Annotated in this window: 15 protein-coding genes; 9 read left to right on the top strand and 6 right to left on the bottom strand. The window is 50.2% G+C overall.

Features of this window, described 5'->3' with window-relative positions; genetic code table 11:
* Positions 1-16: 16 nt before the first annotated feature.
* The 4 genes from AWQ21_RS09395 to sufB form a co-directional block, all read right to left on the bottom strand.
* Complete coding sequence (locus tag AWQ21_RS09395; RefSeq protein ID WP_065714314.1) at positions 17-1,279, bottom strand: SufS family cysteine desulfurase; 1,263 nt, start codon at positions 1,277-1,279, stop codon at positions 17-19.
* Between the two features lie 60 nt (positions 1,280-1,339).
* Positions 1,340-2,698, bottom strand: a complete 1,359-nt coding sequence (gene sufD / locus AWQ21_RS09390; protein WP_065714313.1) for a Fe-S cluster assembly protein SufD — start codon at positions 2,696-2,698, stop codon at positions 1,340-1,342.
* 2 nt (positions 2,699-2,700) lie between these two features.
* A complete protein-coding gene (gene sufC / locus AWQ21_RS09385) occupies positions 2,701-3,474 on the bottom strand; it encodes a Fe-S cluster assembly ATPase SufC (protein WP_065714312.1) in 774 nt (257 codons plus the stop codon).
* 70 nt (positions 3,475-3,544) lie between these two features.
* On the bottom strand, positions 3,545-4,984 hold the full coding sequence (gene sufB, locus AWQ21_RS09380; protein WP_065714311.1) for a Fe-S cluster assembly protein SufB: 1,440 nt from the start codon (positions 4,982-4,984) through the stop codon (positions 3,545-3,547).
* A 178-nt stretch (positions 4,985-5,162) separates the two neighbouring features.
* Here sufB and sufR point away from each other — a divergent pair, with 178 nt between their 5' ends.
* Positions 5,163-5,819 carry an iron-sulfur cluster biosynthesis transcriptional regulator SufR gene (gene sufR, locus AWQ21_RS09375; protein WP_065714310.1) on the top strand — a complete coding sequence of 219 codons (657 nt, stop codon included), beginning with the start codon at positions 5,163-5,165 and terminating at the stop codon, positions 5,817-5,819.
* A 13-nt stretch (positions 5,820-5,832) separates the two neighbouring features.
* Here sufR and AWQ21_RS09370 read toward each other — a convergent pair whose 3' ends face one another.
* Positions 5,833-6,666 carry a DNA-formamidopyrimidine glycosylase gene (locus tag AWQ21_RS09370; protein WP_065714309.1) on the bottom strand — a complete coding sequence of 278 codons (834 nt, stop codon included), beginning with the start codon at positions 6,664-6,666 and terminating at the stop codon, positions 5,833-5,835.
* 120 nt (positions 6,667-6,786) lie between these two features.
* On the opposite strand from AWQ21_RS09370, the gene AWQ21_RS09365 reads away from it, so the two are divergent.
* Both AWQ21_RS09365 and AWQ21_RS09360 read left to right on the top strand, forming a co-directional pair.
* Complete coding sequence (locus tag AWQ21_RS09365; RefSeq protein WP_065714308.1) at positions 6,787-7,734, top strand: NAD-dependent epimerase/dehydratase family protein; 948 nt, start codon at positions 6,787-6,789, stop codon at positions 7,732-7,734.
* 35 nt (positions 7,735-7,769) lie between these two features.
* Positions 7,770-8,252 (top strand): Tab2 family RNA-binding protein, encoded by a 483-nt coding sequence (locus AWQ21_RS09360; RefSeq protein WP_065714307.1) that lies wholly within the window; start codon positions 7,770-7,772, stop codon positions 8,250-8,252.
* A gap of 121 nt (positions 8,253-8,373) precedes the next feature.
* Here the strand turns inward: AWQ21_RS09360 and AWQ21_RS09355 are convergent, their stop codons facing one another.
* Positions 8,374-8,538 carry an NblA/ycf18 family protein gene (locus AWQ21_RS09355; RefSeq protein ID WP_065714306.1) on the bottom strand — a complete coding sequence of 55 codons (165 nt, stop codon included), beginning with the start codon at positions 8,536-8,538 and terminating at the stop codon, positions 8,374-8,376.
* 228 nt (positions 8,539-8,766) lie between these two features.
* On the opposite strand from AWQ21_RS09355, the gene AWQ21_RS09350 reads away from it, so the two are divergent.
* The 6 genes from AWQ21_RS09350 (at position 8,767) to AWQ21_RS09325 (ending at position 15,422) form a co-directional block, all read left to right on the top strand.
* Positions 8,767-9,363 (top strand): phycobiliprotein lyase, encoded by a 597-nt coding sequence (locus AWQ21_RS09350; protein ID WP_065714305.1) that lies wholly within the window; start codon positions 8,767-8,769, stop codon positions 9,361-9,363.
* Between the two features lie 146 nt (positions 9,364-9,509).
* Positions 9,510-9,779 carry a 30S ribosomal protein S15 gene (gene rpsO / locus AWQ21_RS09345; RefSeq protein WP_012307434.1) on the top strand — a complete coding sequence of 90 codons (270 nt, stop codon included), beginning with the start codon at positions 9,510-9,512 and terminating at the stop codon, positions 9,777-9,779.
* Positions 9,780-9,794: 15 nt separating this feature from the next.
* Positions 9,795-10,274, top strand: coding sequence for a PAM68 family protein (locus AWQ21_RS09340; protein WP_065714304.1), 480 nt, complete (start codon positions 9,795-9,797; stop codon positions 10,272-10,274).
* Between the two features lie 223 nt (positions 10,275-10,497).
* Positions 10,498-11,553 carry a 3-deoxy-7-phosphoheptulonate synthase gene (gene aroF / locus AWQ21_RS09335; protein ID WP_065714303.1) on the top strand — a complete coding sequence of 352 codons (1,056 nt, stop codon included), beginning with the start codon at positions 10,498-10,500 and terminating at the stop codon, positions 11,551-11,553.
* A gap of 155 nt (positions 11,554-11,708) precedes the next feature.
* Entirely contained in the window at positions 11,709-13,682 is a 1,974-nt protein-coding gene (thiO, locus tag AWQ21_RS16720) for a glycine oxidase ThiO (RefSeq protein ID WP_065715290.1), read from the top strand.
* 180 nt (positions 13,683-13,862) lie between these two features.
* A complete protein-coding gene (locus AWQ21_RS09325; protein WP_065714302.1) occupies positions 13,863-15,422 on the top strand; it encodes a ferredoxin--nitrite reductase in 1,560 nt (519 codons plus the stop codon).
* The last annotated feature ends 525 nt before the right edge of the window (positions 15,423-15,947 follow it).

The raw sequence follows: 15,947 nt of genomic DNA, 5'->3' as shown, positions 1-15,947 counted from the left end.
TTGGGGATGTCCGCCATTAACTGCCCATGCTGGTGAAGAAATCAATGGTGTCCTTAAGGGCAACAATGAATTGATCGATTTCAGCTGTGGTGTTGTAAAAATAGAGGCTAGCGCGGGCACTGCCAGAAGCCTCAAACAGGCGATGAAGCGGTTGGGTGCAATGGTGACCAGAACGAATTGCGACCCCTTCGTGATCAAGCAGAGTAGCGAGATCATTGGCGTGGACACCGGTAACATTAAAGGCGGCGAGGGCTGCACGACCTTCTCCTTTAGCGTTGGGTTGTTTGCCATAGATTTTTAGGTTGGGGATTTCCCGGAGTCGCTCAAAGAGATAGGCAGTGAGTTCGGCTTCGTAGGCGTGGATGTGATCCATCCCAATTTGAGATAGATAATCTACCGCCGCCCCAAGGGCGATCGCCTCACCGATGGCTGGGGTTCCCGCTTCAAATTTATGGGGCAGTTCACCATAAGTGGAATGGTCAAAAAAGACTTCGGCGATCATTTCTCCACCGCCCAAGAAAGGGGGCATCGCTTCGAGAATTGCCCGTTTTCCATAGAGAAAACCAATTCCCGTGGGTGCACACATTTTGTGACCAGAGCCGACGAGCCAGTCACAGTCCATTTGCTGCACATCAACGGGCATATGGGGCAAACTCTGGCAGGCATCAATAAGGATTTTCGCGCCGTATTTACGGGCTGCTTGAATGATTTCGGTCACCGGATTGACATTGCCCAGGGTATTGGAGACATGAACCACCGTCACTAGCTTCGTTTTATTGCTCAGTAGTGCTTGGTATTGCTCAAAATCAAAGGTCTCATCCTGGGTTAGCGGCACATATCTCAGGACAGCCCCAGTCTTCGCCGCGATCATTTGCCAAGGCACAATATTGCTATGGTGTTCCATCACCGACAGGATAATTTCATCCCCCGGCCCCAGGTTGCTCAACCCCCAACTGTAAGCGACGAGATTAATTGCTTCACTGGCATTGCGGGTGTAGACGATTTCATCACGACTGGCCGCATTGATAAACCGGGCGACTTTATCCCGCGCCCCTTCGTAGCCATCCGTTGCCCGTGCACTAAGGCTATGAATCCCCCGGTGGACATTGGCATTATCTTGCTGATAATAGTGCAGCAATGCATCGAGGACGGCCTTGGGCTTCTGGGAGGTGGCAGCATTATCGAAGTAGATCAGCGGTTTCCCGTGCACAGTCTGGTGCAGAATGGGAAAGTCGTCACGAACCTGTTCGGCAAGGGGTTTAGGTTGGGTTGTGATCATAGGGGATTCACTGAGTCGGATGGGTGGGCTGGAACGATTGGGACTATCAATGGTTATCGGTTAGTCAACGGTACGACAGGCGACACAACCTGTAAGGGCGTGTTGCAAATGGGCGATCGCCACGGTATCGAGAATTTCAGCGGCAAAGGCATCAATCAGCAAATGGCGCGCGTCGTAATCGTTAAGACCCCGGCTGCGGAGGTAGAAAATTTCCTCGGCTTCCAATTGACTGACGGTGGCGCCGTGGGCACATTTCACGTTGTCAGCAGTGATTTGTAGCTCTGGTTTGGTATCGACTTTGGCCTTGGGAGACAGCAGCAAATTACGATTCAATTGGGCTGCATTGGTCATTTGCGCTTTCTGGGGCACGTGGATTTGGCCATTGAAAACAGACCGAGCCGCATCGTCAATGATGCATTTATGGAGTTGATCGACGGTGCCGTAAGGATGCTGGAGATAAACGGCGGTATGGGTGTCGCTGAGTTGTTCTGCACCAACCATGGTTAACCCTTTCAGCACAGTTTCCGTTTGGGGGCCATTTTGGGTCAGGGTGAGGGTATGGCGACTCAGTTGGGCACCGAAATTGACTTCCGTGAGTTGGTAATGGCTGTCCTGGGCTTGGGCGATCGCCGTATTACCGAGGTGAATCGCGCCCCCAGCTTCCCGTTGTACCCGCACATGGTTCACCCGGGCATTGGCCTGCACCCAGACTTCCGTCAGGGCATTGTTGAAATAGCGGTGGGTATCTTGGTCGGTGCAACCCTGGGCGATCGCCCCGTAATATTCCACCACATTGGCCTGGGCACCTGTTTCCGCAATGACTAAACAGCGGGACTGCATTGCCGTCGGTTGATCGCCACCGTTGCCCACAAATAGCAATTGGATTGACTGCTCAACGCTGGTGTTTTTCGGCACCCAAACAATGGCAAGATCATCAAGACCCGCATCATTCAAGGCGGCAAACACATCCAGTTGCTCGGTCTGCTGGCCGAGATATTGGGCGATCGCCGCTTTTTTGTCTACCGTTAATGCCGTGAGATTACCGACAAAAACGCCATCAGGTAATCCCGAAACACGGGACTGATCAGGCGCGTAGTGGCCATTCACAAATACCAAACGACTGTTGGCTGTTTCCGGCAGGGCAAAAACATCTAAATCTGCCGCCGTCAGGGTCGTCGGTTGGGCTGCTTGGAAAGTCGTATGTTTGAGCACCGATAAATCCGTTACGCGCCAGGCTTCATCCCGTCGAGTTGGGAATTTTTCTTGGCGAACTCGTTCAACGCCTTTGTCACGGACGGCTTGAAATTCTGCTGCTTTGTTTTGGTCGCGTAATTCGAGAAACTTTTCAAGATTGGGATCGACTTCTGTCGGTTGGCTCTGGGAAAAGGCGATCGCCGCTGTCATAGTACCGCTAGACATCGTTACACAACCCCCGCAGCCATTTCTTGATCGAGGAAATCATAGCCCGTTGCTTCTAGTTCCAGGGCGAGTTCTTTACCACCACTTTTCACAATTCGGCCATCGTACATCACATGGACAAACTGGGGCGTGATGTAATCCAGTAACCGTTGGTAGTGGGTGATTAAAAGAAACGCATTATCCGGGTTTGCCAAGTGATTAACCCCTTCCGCCACAATCCGTAGCGCATCAATATCGAGGCCAGAATCAATCTCATCTAGAATACCGAGACTCGGCTCCAACAAAGCCATCTGCAAGATTTCATTGCGTTTTTTCTCTCCCCCAGAAAAGCCTTCGTTTAAGCTTCTTTCGAGGAAACTGGGATTCATTTTGACCACTTCGAGTTTTTCTTCGATCAAATCCTCAAAATCAAAGGCATCAATCTCTTCTTTGCCCTGATGCTTGAGCTTGGCATTGTAGGCAACCCGCAGGAAATCAAGGTTGCTCACCCCAGGAATTTCGAGCGGATACTGAAATGCAAGGAAAATACCATCTAAAGCCCGTTCTTCTGCTTCTTTTTCCAGAAGATTTTCGCCTTTGTAGATAATTTCACCGCCAGTGACTTCATACTCAGGGTGCCCCGCAATAATTTTTGATAGGGTACTTTTCCCTGAACCGTTCCGGCCCATAATCGCGTGGATTTCTCCCGCTTTGATTTCTAGGTTGACTCCCTTTAGGATCGGCTGACCATCGACGGTCGCAGTCAAATCTTTAATCGCTAAAATAACGTCGCTCATTGCCTTCGATTGCTTATTTTTGAACTAAAAAAACGAATACTTACTTTCTGTTAATGCTTGATGTCTGACACTAGCCAACGGTGCCTTCAAGTTTGAGACTGAGAAGTTTGTCCGCTTCGGCGGCAAATTCCATCGGCAACTCACTGAGGACATCCTTACAGAAGCCACTAACGAGCATCGAAATGGCATCCTCTTCGGCGATGCCCCGTTGGGCAAAATAAAAGAGCTGCTCTTCCCCAATTTTTGCGGTGGAGGCTTCATGTTCCACCTTGGCATTTTGGTTATCCACTTGGATATAGGGGAAGGTATTGGCCTCCGCCGTATCGCCAATGAGCATCGAATCACACTGGGAGTAGTTGCGCGCCCCGTCAGCTTTAGGGTGCATTTTCACCAAGCCTCGGTAGCTGTTTTTCGATTTGCCCGCAGAAATTCCCTTGGAGATGATCGTACTACGGCTGTTTTTACCGATGTGGATCATTTTGGTGCCTGTGTCGGCCTGTTGGTGATTATTCGTCAGAGCAATGGAATAAAATTCACCCACAGAATTGTCCCCAAGGAGCACACAACTGGGGTATTTCCAGGTGATTGCTGAACCAGTTTCTACTTGGGTCCAGGAAATTTTTGAGTTAACGCCCTTACAGAGGCCCCGCTTCGTGACGAAGTTATAGATACCACCTTTGCCGTTTTCGTCACCCGCAAACCAGTTTTGGACGGTGGAATATTTGATGTCAGCGTTATCGAGGGCAACCAACTCAACTACAGCAGCATGGAGCTGATTGGTATCGAACATTGGCGCGGTACAACCTTCTAGGTAGCTCACAGAGGCACCTTCTTCGGCGATGATCAGGGTCCGCTCAAATTGACCGGTTTCCCCGTCATTGATCCGAAAATAGGTGGACAACTCCATCGGGCATTTTACGCCTTTGGGAATGAAGACAAAGGAACCATCACTAAATACGGCGGAGTTTAGGGCCGCAAAGTAGTTGTCAGAAGTGGGCACAACGGTGCCGAGATATTTTTTGACCAGGTCTGGGTATTCCTGTAGTGCTTCGGAAATGGAGCAGAAAATGACGCCGTGCTTGGCGAGGTCTTTTTTGAAGGTGGTGGCGATGGAAACGCTATCAAAAACGGCATCTACAGCGACATTGGATAGACGCTTTTGTTCGGAAAGGGGAATGCCCAATTTTTCAAACGTTTCTAGGAGGGCCGGGTCAATTTCGTCTAGGCTCTCGATCTTTTTGGTTTCTTTTTTGGGGGCTGCGTAGTAAACGATGTCTTGGTAGTCGATGGGGGGATATTTAACGTGAGCCCATGCCGGTTCGGACATTTTGAGCCATTGGTGGTAAGCCTTGAGACGAAACTCCAGCATAAAGTCCGGTTCGTTTTTCTTCGCGGAAATTAAGCGAACGACATCTTCGCTGAGGCCACGGGGAATTTTTTCCGTCTCGATATCTGTGACGAAACCATATTTATAGGGCTGATTGACAAGGGTTTTGACGGTCGCACTCATGCTGGGGTCAGTCTCTCTACAGAATGGGTAATGCTTTCTGGGTTTGGCGTTGTCGGATTGAGAAAACGCGATATGATTAGTTTAACAACTGTTTGGTTGTTTTAGTTTCTATTCAAGGTACTTTAACAACAAAAAAGTTGTCAAATATTTGTGGTAGATCTTGTCTGACGGCTTATCCATGACCCTTTCTGACACCCGCACCGAAACCCGTTCAACGAAGCATGACATTTTGGAATATTTATTGAAACATGGTCAAGTTAAGGCTGTGCAGTTGGCGAAATCTTTACAAATTAGCCCCCAGGCGGTGCGGCGTCACCTAAAAGATTTAGAGGAAGAAGGTCTCATTGAACACCGGGCGAAGCAGGAGGGTTTGGGCCGTCCTAATTATTTTTATGGTCTAAGTCGAGCAGGGCGCGATCGCTTTCCGAACCGCTATAACGATTTTGCGGTGTCTTTTTTGGATACCTTGGCAGAGACTGCGGGGGAAGAACAGGTCAAAGAAGTGCTCCGCAAACAGTGGCAAAAGAAGGCCCACAGTTACCGCGATCGCCTTGGGGATGGTTCTTTGCCAGAGCGTTTAGCCCGTTTGGTCAATTTGCGCAAAGAAGAAGGCTACATGGCGGAGGTCATTCCTGCGACGGACCATGGCCATCATGGTTTTTTATTGACGGAACACCATTGTGCGATCGCCGATGTGGCGGAGTCCTTCCCGGTGGTGTGTGGTAACGAATTAGAGATGTTCGAGGAAATTTTGCCTGACTGTACTGTGACCCGTACCCAGTGGATCAACGAAGGGGAACACCAGTGCGGCTACATCATCCAAGCCAAAGCTTAACCCAACAAAAACATTAGCTCTGACATTGGGGACAAAAATGGGTCGATCGTCCACCAAGCTTGATCCGTTCGATGGGATGACTACAGACCCGACAAGGTTCCCCCGTGCGTCCATAGGTGAGGGCCATGCCGCCATAGTTGCCGTTGGTGCCCGTGGTGCTCACAAAATCGCTAAAGGTCGTTCCCCCCTGGGAAATAGAGGTTTCTAGGACTTCAACAATTGCTTTATGTAGCCTCTCGATTTCTGACATCTTTAAGCTACTGGCCTTGCGGGTGGGATGAATGCCTGATTTAAACAGTGCTTCGTCAGCATAAATATTGCCTAAGCCCGTCACGATGCTTTGGTCGAGTAAAAATGTTTTCATTGGCCGCTGACGTTTGTTGCAGAAATTGGCCAGCAGATCAGCCGTAAAATCTGGGGAAAGCGGTTCCACACCCAAGCGTGTCAGCCCTGTAATCACGGATTCCACAGGTGTTCCCGTCGGTACCCACCAAATTTGTCCAAAGGTGCGCAGATCGACAAATCTCAATTCGCGATCGCCTTCTAGGAAAAACCGCAGGCGGGTGTGCTTTTGCACAGGAATATTTGGGGTAGTCCAGAGAAATTTTCCCGTCATCCGCAGATGGACTCCCAGGGTAGAAGTATCAGACAGTTTTCCGAGTAAATACTTGCCGCGCCGTTGCCAGTTTTTAATTATTAAACCTTGAATCGCGCCTAGGAAATGGTCGTGATCTGGGGGATAGGCCAGGGTTTTTCCCAAGAGAATTTCGGCCCCTGTGAAGCGCTGATTCAAACTAATCTGCATTAGACCGCGACGAACGGTTTCCACCTCTGGTAGTTCTGGCATATTGTCCCTCAACAAATGTTTTGGGACAATATAGCAGGGGACTCCAGAGAAAAGTTTTGCGATCGCCTTGCTCCATCCTCTATTTTGGAAACATCAAATTTTTCTCCCCCGAACATCATCATGTCGAAGGTTATTGTCACAGGCACTGCGGGATTTATTGGCTCTAGCCTCGCGGAAACCCTACTCCAGCAAGGGATCACGGTGGTAGGCATTGACCAAGTGAATAACTATTACGACACCACCCTCAAGCGCAAAAATTTAGCGGCCCTCGCTCAGTACCAAAACTTCCAACTGATCGAAGCAGATATTCAGCATCTCGATTGGGAAGACCTTCTTCAAGGCGTGAGTGTGGTTTACCATCAGGCGGCCCAAGCGGGGGTACGAGCCAGTTGGGGCATCGGCTTTCGAGATTACACCGAACGAAATATTAATTCCACCCAGGTGATGCTGGAGGCGGCGAAAAAAGTCGGCACCCTGGAGCGCTTTGTCTATGCAGGAACTTCCTCAGTTTATGGCGATGCGGAAACCATGCCCACCCCAGAAACCATTTGTCCCCAGCCCGTCTCTCCCTATGGCATCACAAAATTGGCGGCGGAACGGCTTTGCTGGCTCTATCTGAAAAATTATGATGTTCCGGTTACATCCCTGCGTTATTTCACGGTGTATGGCCCCAGGCAACGGCCCGATATGGCGTTCCATAAGTTTTTCCGGGCGGCAATCCTAGGGGAAACCATCGGTATCTATGGCGATGGCAAACAGACCCGTGACTTTACCTATATCAGCGATGCAGTCCAGGCGAATTTGCTAGCAGCCCAGGAACCAAAGGCGATTGGCGAAATTTTTAATATTGGTGGGGGCAGTCGGGTAATTTTAAATGATGTGCTCGATGAAATTGACCAGATCGTTGGTCAGCCGATTCCCCGGAACTATGGTGATCGCGCCCGGGGGGATGCTAGACATACCAGCGCCGATGTGACCAAGGCGAAAACGATTTTAGGGTATGACCCCCAGGTGCAACTCAGCGAGGGCTTGCGGCGAGAATGGGATTGGATTCAAAGTCTGTATTAGTTTGTATTTAAGAAAATCCCTGAGGCGAATTGATTATGGCGCAAAATTTACCGGCTCCCCCCCAACCTTTGCCCGATGAACTTTGGGGCGAAAATTGGCGTTTTGGCAGTATCCCTGCTGGGGACTTTTGGGATCTGTTTGGCGATCGCCCGATCCCGATTGTGTCACTACCGGAAGAGTTACAGCCCGTGAAATTGGGGTTGGCCTCTAACGTGCTGATTCCGGGGACGATTATTTATGGCGGCCGGCAGTCGATGCAGTTAGCCCTGTGGCTCCAGGAACAGCAACCCCAAACGGTTTTTTACCAAGAAACGGAGGCCAACCTCGCGGGCGGACTTGTGTTAACCGGGGCCGATACCCAACGGTGGGTGATCATGACTTTCTACGACGAGGCGATCGCCAGCGCCGGCCAACGCTACCAACAACGACTCCAGCAGGCCCAAGGTTTACATTTCCTTTTAGTACAACCGGACGATTCCGATGTGACCCACACGGCCCTTTGGCTCCTGAAGGCTTAGGCATTAACGCGAATTTGCCCCAATAAAAAGCGATCGCCACCTGAGAGGAATAGGAGAAGGGCGATCGCCGACAATTTTTGATAATTTTTTCAGGACTATTTTGAGACGAATAGACTTGCCTCTAGCCTTCCGTCAATTTGTCAAATAGATTGTCTTTCACGAGCATTTGCCGAAACATTTCCAACAAAAATTCTTGGGCTTGTTCTAGGCTCAGGTCTTGGGTACGGGTTTCAAAGATTTGTACCTGTAGCCTTTGTTCGAGGGTCAAGTTTGTTTCCGGGGACATGGGCAGCTCCTTGCCAATAATTCTGGCGAATATTGCGAATGTCTCTACTGCATTTAATCTAACCCCTGTCAATTGTTCTGTCAAAATTGAAACAAACTGAAACAATGAGGCGATCGCCCATTTCCTAAGGAGCAGCCCGAAATTCGTTAAGCTGAAAGATGTTTTTAACAGATACCGATAAAACGATATTTTTGTAATCAGCCAAGACCCAGAGGACAATTTTTCGATATGCAAAGCTTTGCAGATGCCAAGGAATTTTTCCAATTCAGTGCCGGACAATGGCAGTCTCGACGCGTTACCCACCATCTCCCCTTCCGACGGGCTGAATCTGGTGGCTCTAATATCCAAGTCGAAACCCTCGAAAAAGACGACCCCCGGATCATTGAAATTTGCCAGATGCACGATATGGATGCCAGCCTCAGTGTCGGTGGTTCCTATGTCACCTGGGCCGGAACGATGCAGTGGGACAAAGATGATGAAAACCACGAAGGCAGCACTGTTTTTGCCCTAATCCCCGATGCCGATAATCCTCGCCAAGGAAAATTACTACGGGAACGCGGTTATGCGGAAATTGTCCCCGTCGCTGGTGAATATCACCTCGATCATGAAGAGGGCCTCGTTTTGACCACCGAATACGAAACCATGACGATCTACGAACGGTTTTGGTTCGCCAACCCGGATCTACGCCTGCGTACCAGCACCGTGAAACGTTTTGGGGGCTTTAATACAACAACTTTTTGTATGGAAGAACGCATCCAAACCTCCCCGGCAACGGCGACTGCTACTCCAGAAACCAGTCTCCTTTACGCCATTAGCGGTTGGTAGTGGGTCAATTCCCAGTCATTGTTCGTCACAATAACGTCCGTGTTGCCGCAGTCAAAAAGATTCCGCTTGTCCATAGGCTTTCGGGGCAAACAGTGTTAGCATAGTAGACTGCAATATTTGTATTTTATTTTCTACAAAAACAGATTATGGCTTTAACGCAAGAGCGTAAACAGGAACTCATGGGCGAGTATCAGGTACACGAAACTGATACTGGGTCTGCGGATCTCCAAGTGGCCTTCCTCACGGAGCGCATTAACCAACTGACCGAACACCTCAAGGTCAACAAAAAAGACCATTCCTCCCGGCGTGGTTTGTTAAAAATGATTGGGAAACGGAAGCGCCTTTTACAATTTATTAAATCTAACGACCAAGAACGTTATCAAACCTTGATTGGTCGCCTCGGAATTCGTCGTTAAGTTTTTACCGAACCCATGTCCTCTGAACCGAAGCGAGATCGACTCCCCTTCGAGCCCAAGCAAACGAAGCAAAAGGCTCCCAAAAAGCCCCCGGCAACGGCAACAACCCAGTCTAGTTCAGGATCCAATTCACCGAGGCGATCGCCAAAGGATGAGGCCAGTTTATCGGCGATCCCCGATGCGGTGAGCAAACGGATGATTCGTCGGATGGCCTTATTTTCTGGGATTCCCACGGCCTTGGGGGTCACTTCCTTCGTGGTGTCTTACTATATTGTTTCCCGCGAACTTCTGGAGTTGCCCACCATTGCCGTGCTGCTGGTGAGCCTAGGCTGTTTCGGTTTGGGGGTTGTGGGGCTGAGCTACGGCATTCTCTCCACTTCCTGGGATGAAAATCGTCCAGGGAGTCTTTTCGGTTGGGAAGAATTTAGTCTTAACCTTGGTCGGATGGTTCAGGCCTGGCGTGCTAGTCGCCGGGAAGCCCGCAGCAAATCTTAAAGTTTTGACCCTTGGTTTTTCAGGGTTTCCGAGCTTAAATGTCACGTATGCAGCCTTGTCGGTTATCAAAATTTTCTCAGGTGAATGTGTCAAGATAAGACTGGGAGGGTGGCGATCGCCGACAACTTAGTTTTTAAGAACGTTATCCATAAAAAGCGCCCTATTACATCGTTATTTCATAAATAAAATTTCTTTTACCTGTCGTAATTTTCGAGGAAATACCATGATCGTAGTCATGAAAGTTGGCACTCCTGAAGCCGAAATCAACCGTTTGGGGAGTGAGCTTAAAGAATTAGGCCTGACTCCCGAAAAAATTGTTGGGGCCCACAAAGTGGTCATCGGCCTAGTGGGAGATACTGCCACTTTTAATATTGAACTGATCCAGGAAATGAGCCCCTGGATCGAAAGCGTACTCCGAGTCGAAAAGCCCTTTAAGCGGGTCAGTCTTGAGTACCGTCATGGTCAATACAGCGAGGTCGTTGTCCCCACTCCGAACGGGGATGTCACCTTCGGCCCCAATCATCCTGTGGTTGTCGTCGCTGGCCCTTGCTCCGTCGAAAACGAAGAAATGATCGTTGAAACTGCCCTCCGGGTTAAAGCGGCAGGGGCAAAATTCCTCCGGGGTGGGGCGTACAAGCCGAGAACTTCTCCCTACGCATTCCAGGGCCACGGCGAAAGCGCTTTGGAATTGTTGGCAGCAGCGCGGGAAGCCTCCGGTCTAGGGATTATCACGGAAGTGATGGACACGGCGGATGTCGAAAAAATTGCTGAAGTTGCCGATGTGCTCCAGATCGGGGCGCGCAATATGCAAAACTTTGCGCTTCTGAAGAAAGTGGGGGCCCAAAACAAGCCTGTGTTATTGAAGCGTGGGATGGCTGCCACCATTGACGATTGGTTAATGGCTGCAGAATATATTCTGGCTGAAGGTAACTCCCAGGTGATCCTCTGTGAACGGGGCATTCGGACCTTCGACAGTAAGTACACGCGCAACGTTTTGGATCTATCGGTGATCCCGGTGCTGCGCAGTTTGACCCACTTACCGATGATGATCGATCCGAGCCACGGTACGGGTAAGTCGGAATTTGTCCTCTCGCTGGCTAAGGGGGCGATCGCCATTGGCACGGATTCGCTAATGATTGAAGTCCACCCTAATCCGAAGAAGGCCCTTTCCGATGGCCCTCAATCTCTCACCCCAGACGCTTTCGACCAGGTCATGAAAGAACTGGCAGAGGTCGAAAAATTAACGGGACGTGGCCAAAAGGAATTGGCAACGGTTTAAAGCCCCTGTGATGGCTGGTTAACGTCAGTACCCCAACGTGATATCCCTGCTACTTGGAGTGGGGATTTTTTATTTACAAGTCAAGGTTGCCGTAAAAATCTTGACCGTTGTAGCTTAAAGGAAGGCACCGGAAGGAATTTAAGGTGATGGAAAAAATGGCACAGCAAGCGGACGTTTTAATTTTGGGAGGCGGGATCATTGGCTTGGCGATCGCCGTCGAATTGCAGCAACAGGGTTGTGCAGTGACCATTCTAAATCGCAACTTCACCGAGGCTGCCTGCCATGCCGCTGCCGGAATGCTCGCCCCGGAGGCCGAAGGCTTAACGGGAACGATGCTCGAACTGGGGCGGCGATCGCGCAATATGTATGCCGACTGGTGCCGCAAAATTGAGCAACTCAGTGGCGTCGATGTGGGTTACTTGCCCTGCGGTATTTTTGCGCCCAAATCCGTTGCCCCGAGCCAAACTACGACCGATAGTGCTTCCGTTTGGCTCGACCGCGCCCAACTGGCCCACCATGAACCGGGTTTTGGCGATGGAGTGGTGGGAGCCTGGTGGCACCCCGAAGACGGTCAAGTAGACAACCGCCGTCTCAGCCAAGCCCTACTCCAAGCGGCACGGGGTTTGGGGGTGGTGATTAAAGAAGGCGTCACTGTTTTGGGTCTTCAACAAATCCAAGGGCAAGTGCAGGCAGTGCAGACCGATCAAGGGCTCTTCCAAGCGAGCCATTATGTTTTAGCCGCAGGTTCCTGGTCGAGTCAGATTATCCCCCTGCCCGTTTTCCCGATCAAAGGGGAAATGATGTCCCTGAGGATGCCGAACCCTGAGGCCCTCCGGCGGGTGATTTTTGGTGATAACCTGTACCTCGTGCCGCGCACCAATGGCACCCTGATTATTGGGGCCACCGCAGAAACTGTGAAGTGGCAACCCAACAATACCCCCCAAGGGATCCAAACCCTCCTCAATAAAGCCATTCAACTGCTGCCGAAACTCAAAGATTGGGAAATCACAGAACTCTGGTGGGGCTTTCGTCCTGCAACCCCCGATGAAAAACCAATTCTGGGGGCGTCTCCCTGTGAAAATCTCACCTACGCTACGGGCCATTACCGCAATGGTATTTTACTGGCTCCGATCACAGCAAAACTCATTGGCGATCGCCTGATCCGCAACCAAGAAGATTCCCTCCTCCAACATTTTTCTTACCAACGCTTTTTAGACAACTCAACCCATCAAACCATGCAAAACGGTCACAACAGTCAGAATGGTCAAAACGGTTCAATGCCGAGCTTTTTTATCAGCCCTAAAACCACAACTGCAACGCCAAACTCCACAGAAACCCCGGATCAGCTGGTCATTGCCGGTCGTCGCTTTACTTCCCGCTTAATGACAGGGACGGGGAAATATCCTTCGATTCCCGCAATGCAACAAAGCGTTGAGGCCAGCGGTTGCGAAATTGTCACGGTGGCAGTGCGTCGCGTCCAAACCAAAGCCCCAGGCCACGAAGGACTCGCCGAAGCCCTCGACTGGCAAAAAATTTGGATGCTCCCCAATACCGCAGGGTGTAAAACGGCCGAAGAAGCGATTCGGGTGGCCCGTTTAGGTCGGGAAATGGCCCGCTTATTAGGCCAAGAGGATAATAACTTTGTCAAACTAGAAGTGATCCCCGATGCTCGCTACCTGCTGCCAGATCCCATCGGTACCCTCGAAGCCGCAGAACAATTGGTCAAAGAAGGCTTTGCGGTGCTGCCCTATATTAATGCCGACCCCCTCCTGGCGAAACGGTTAGAGGAAGTGGGCTGTGCTACGGTGATGCCCCTCGGTTCTCCCATTGGGTCTGGCCAGGGGATTCAAAATGAAGCCAATATCAAAATTATTATTGAACAGAGCAAGGTTCCCGTGGTGATTGATGCAGGCATTGGCTCCCCTAGTGAAGCTGCCTATGGGATGGAATTAGGCGCCGATGCACTACTGGTCAATTCGGCGATCGCCCTCGCCAAAGATCCTGTGCAAATGGGTCGGGCCATGGGGCTAGCCACCACGGCTGGCCGCCTCGCGTACCTTGCTGGGCGCATTCCGGTTCAACATATTGCCAGTGCCAGTTCTCCCCAAACTGGACTTGTCAGCACCTAAGTCCTTCCCGTTGATTTAATGCGGCGATCGCATCATCAATATTCTGATTTCGCAAAAGCCAGACAGGCCCGTAGTTAACACTACAAAATCTCCCTGGTTGAATGTTTACCTTGGTCAAATCACCCTGGATATCCAGTCGATGCCCATAGCAACATCAGTATTGAAATCAGGATTAACTCCATGACTGACGCCGCCACAATCCAAAAAATCAAACTCACAAAAATCGAACAAGCGAAGCAAGCAAAACCTGGCTTAGCGATTAAAGATGAGTTGGCAACCCTGGCCCAGGCTGGCTGGGAAGCCATGGATCAAGATGACTTAATCATTCGTCTTAAATTTCTGGGACTTTTCCATCGACCGGTGACCCCAGGCAAATTTATGTTGCGTCTACGGACTCCCCACGGCATCCTCAACAGTGCCCAAGTACGAGCCCTCGCAGAAATTGTGCAACGTTATGGCGAAGACGGGAGTGCCGATATCACCACCCGCCAGAACATCCAATTGCGCGGCATTCGTCTGGAAGATACCCCAGAGATTTTGACGAAATTAAAGCAAGTGGGCCTCACAACAATACAATCTGGCCATGATAATGTGCGCAATATTACAGGGTCTCCCGTCGCGGGTATTGATCCCGAAGAATATTTTGATACCCGCGAACTCGCGGCCCAACTTCAAAATATGATCACCAACTACGGTGAAGGCAGTCTCGAATTTAGTGACCTCCCCCGGAAGTTTAATATCTGCCTAGAAGGAGCTCCCGATAATTCTTCCCACGTAGAAATCAATGACATTGGCTTTGTGCCGGCTTTTAAGGATGGGCAATTTGGCTTTAATGTGCTTGTCGGCGGATATTTTTCCGCCCAACGCCAAGCCGAAGGGATTGCGATTAATGTTTGGGTTCCCCCCAACGAAGCCGTCCTCGCGGTCAGTCGCGGCATCTTAGCGCTCTATACCCGCCACAGTGCCGAGGAAGGTCTACGGGGTAATCGCGCGAAAGCCCGGGTGTTATGGCTTGTCGAAGCCTGGGGTGTCGATGCTTTCCGGGCGAGATTAGAAGCAGAAATTGGTCAATCCTTAGAACCAGCAGCCCCAGAACACGCTTTAACCATGGATAAGCGGGATCACATCGGTGTCTATGCCCAAAAGCAAGCAGGCTACCACTATGTAGGCTTGCATGTCCCCGCCGGACGCCTGACCGCAGAGGATATGTTTGAGGTAGCACGCTTGGCAGAAACCTATGGCAATGGCGAAATTCGGGCCACAGTAGAAGAGAACTTTATTATTCCCTACGTTAAAAGCGAAAACATTGATGCGCTGCTCCAGGAACCGTTACTAGAAAAATTCTCGGTGAATCCTTCAACCCTGGTACGTTCCTTTGTGTCTTGTACAGGGAATCGTTACTGCAACTTTGCCCTTGTGGAAACGAAGGAACAAGGGTTGGCGCTGGCCCGTGAACTGGATGCCGAATTAGAGATTCCCCAACGGGTACGGATGCATTGGACTGGCTGCCCAAATTCCTGTGGCCAGGCCCAGGTGGGCGATATCGGCTTTATCGGGTCTAAGGCAAAGGTTGATGATGCGATTGTCGAAGCGGTCAATGTGCTCACTGGGGGGACAGTCGGCAAGCATGCCAGCCTCGGGGCGCTAGTAGCCCAGAAAGTGCCCTGTGGAGATACTCTCAAAGCAACCGTGAAGAACATTTTAATTGAACAGTTTGGGGCAACGCCAAAGTCGAAGTAGACCGAGGTCTTCTCAATTTCGCTTGTTTACAGCTCTAGTCTGAAAAACTATCCCACAGAATCGATCAGTGACTCTGTGGTTTTTTTTGTTGGGCAGATTTTGTGGAGACAGGCAAACTAAATTTTTTCGCTGACCCAGATTCGATAGAGCTTACCATTTGCATCTTTTAACCAGTGGGCCACAAGGCGGGTAGGGACATTTCGATCTGTTTTGAAAGGAAAAGGGATCGCAGTTTGGGTGGTTGGATTAGCAACATAATGCATGGTTCAAGTCTCCTGGACACGCCAATAGGTAATGAAAGGATTAAGTCATAATTTACTTTTTCTTAACCTTGGCTTTAGTATACACCGAAGCTTTTTGAAAATTTTCCTTATATCGGCGTTTTAAAACGGAAAAGCTTCTGGGAGTGCAGTTAATCTATTCTTAACCTTAAGCGGGATTGGGGGCGATCGCCTTGCATTTAGAGGTGGCATTAGACGAGGAATCCAAAGGAAGCCGCTTTTTAATTATTCGTTACAAACTTCA

This window comes from Picosynechococcus sp. PCC 7003, from assembly GCF_001693255.1.
Lineage (GTDB): Bacteria > Cyanobacteriota > Cyanobacteriia > Cyanobacteriales > MRBY01 > MRBY01.
Note: the sequence above shows the minus strand (reverse complement) of the source record. Positions and strands in the feature narration are given on the sequence as shown.

Excerpts from the sequence above, each read along its gene's own strand:
- sufC (WP_065714312.1), bottom strand. The coding sequence starts at position 3,474 with ATGAGCGACGTTATTTTAGCGATTAAAGATTTGACTGCGACCGTCGAT.
- AWQ21_RS09370 (WP_065714309.1), bottom strand. The coding sequence starts at position 6,666 with ATGCCAGAACTACCAGAGGTGGAAACCGTTCGTCGCGGTCTAATGCAG.
- AWQ21_RS09360 (WP_065714307.1), top strand. The coding sequence starts at position 7,770 with ATGGCGCAAAATTTACCGGCTCCCCCCCAACCTTTGCCCGATGAACTT.
- rpsO (WP_012307434.1), top strand. The coding sequence starts at position 9,510 with ATGGCTTTAACGCAAGAGCGTAAACAGGAACTCATGGGCGAGTATCAG.
- sufB (WP_065714311.1), bottom strand. The coding sequence starts at position 4,984 with ATGAGTGCGACCGTCAAAACCCTTGTCAATCAGCCCTATAAATATGGT.
- thiO (WP_065715290.1), top strand. The coding sequence starts at position 11,709 with ATGGCACAGCAAGCGGACGTTTTAATTTTGGGAGGCGGGATCATTGGC.
- sufD (WP_065714313.1), bottom strand. The coding sequence starts at position 2,698 with ATGTCTAGCGGTACTATGACAGCGGCGATCGCCTTTTCCCAGAGCCAA.
- AWQ21_RS09325 (WP_065714302.1), top strand. The coding sequence starts at position 13,863 with ATGACTGACGCCGCCACAATCCAAAAAATCAAACTCACAAAAATCGAA.
- aroF (WP_065714303.1), top strand. The coding sequence starts at position 10,498 with ATGATCGTAGTCATGAAAGTTGGCACTCCTGAAGCCGAAATCAACCGT.
- AWQ21_RS09340 (WP_065714304.1), top strand. The coding sequence starts at position 9,795 with ATGTCCTCTGAACCGAAGCGAGATCGACTCCCCTTCGAGCCCAAGCAA.
- sufR (WP_065714310.1), top strand. The coding sequence starts at position 5,163 with ATGACCCTTTCTGACACCCGCACCGAAACCCGTTCAACGAAGCATGAC.
- AWQ21_RS09350 (WP_065714305.1), top strand. The coding sequence starts at position 8,767 with ATGCAAAGCTTTGCAGATGCCAAGGAATTTTTCCAATTCAGTGCCGGA.
- AWQ21_RS09395 (WP_065714314.1), bottom strand. The coding sequence starts at position 1,279 with ATGATCACAACCCAACCTAAACCCCTTGCCGAACAGGTTCGTGACGAC.
- AWQ21_RS09365 (WP_065714308.1), top strand. The coding sequence starts at position 6,787 with ATGTCGAAGGTTATTGTCACAGGCACTGCGGGATTTATTGGCTCTAGC.
- AWQ21_RS09355 (WP_065714306.1), bottom strand. The coding sequence starts at position 8,538 with ATGTCCCCGGAAACAAACTTGACCCTCGAACAAAGGCTACAGGTACAA.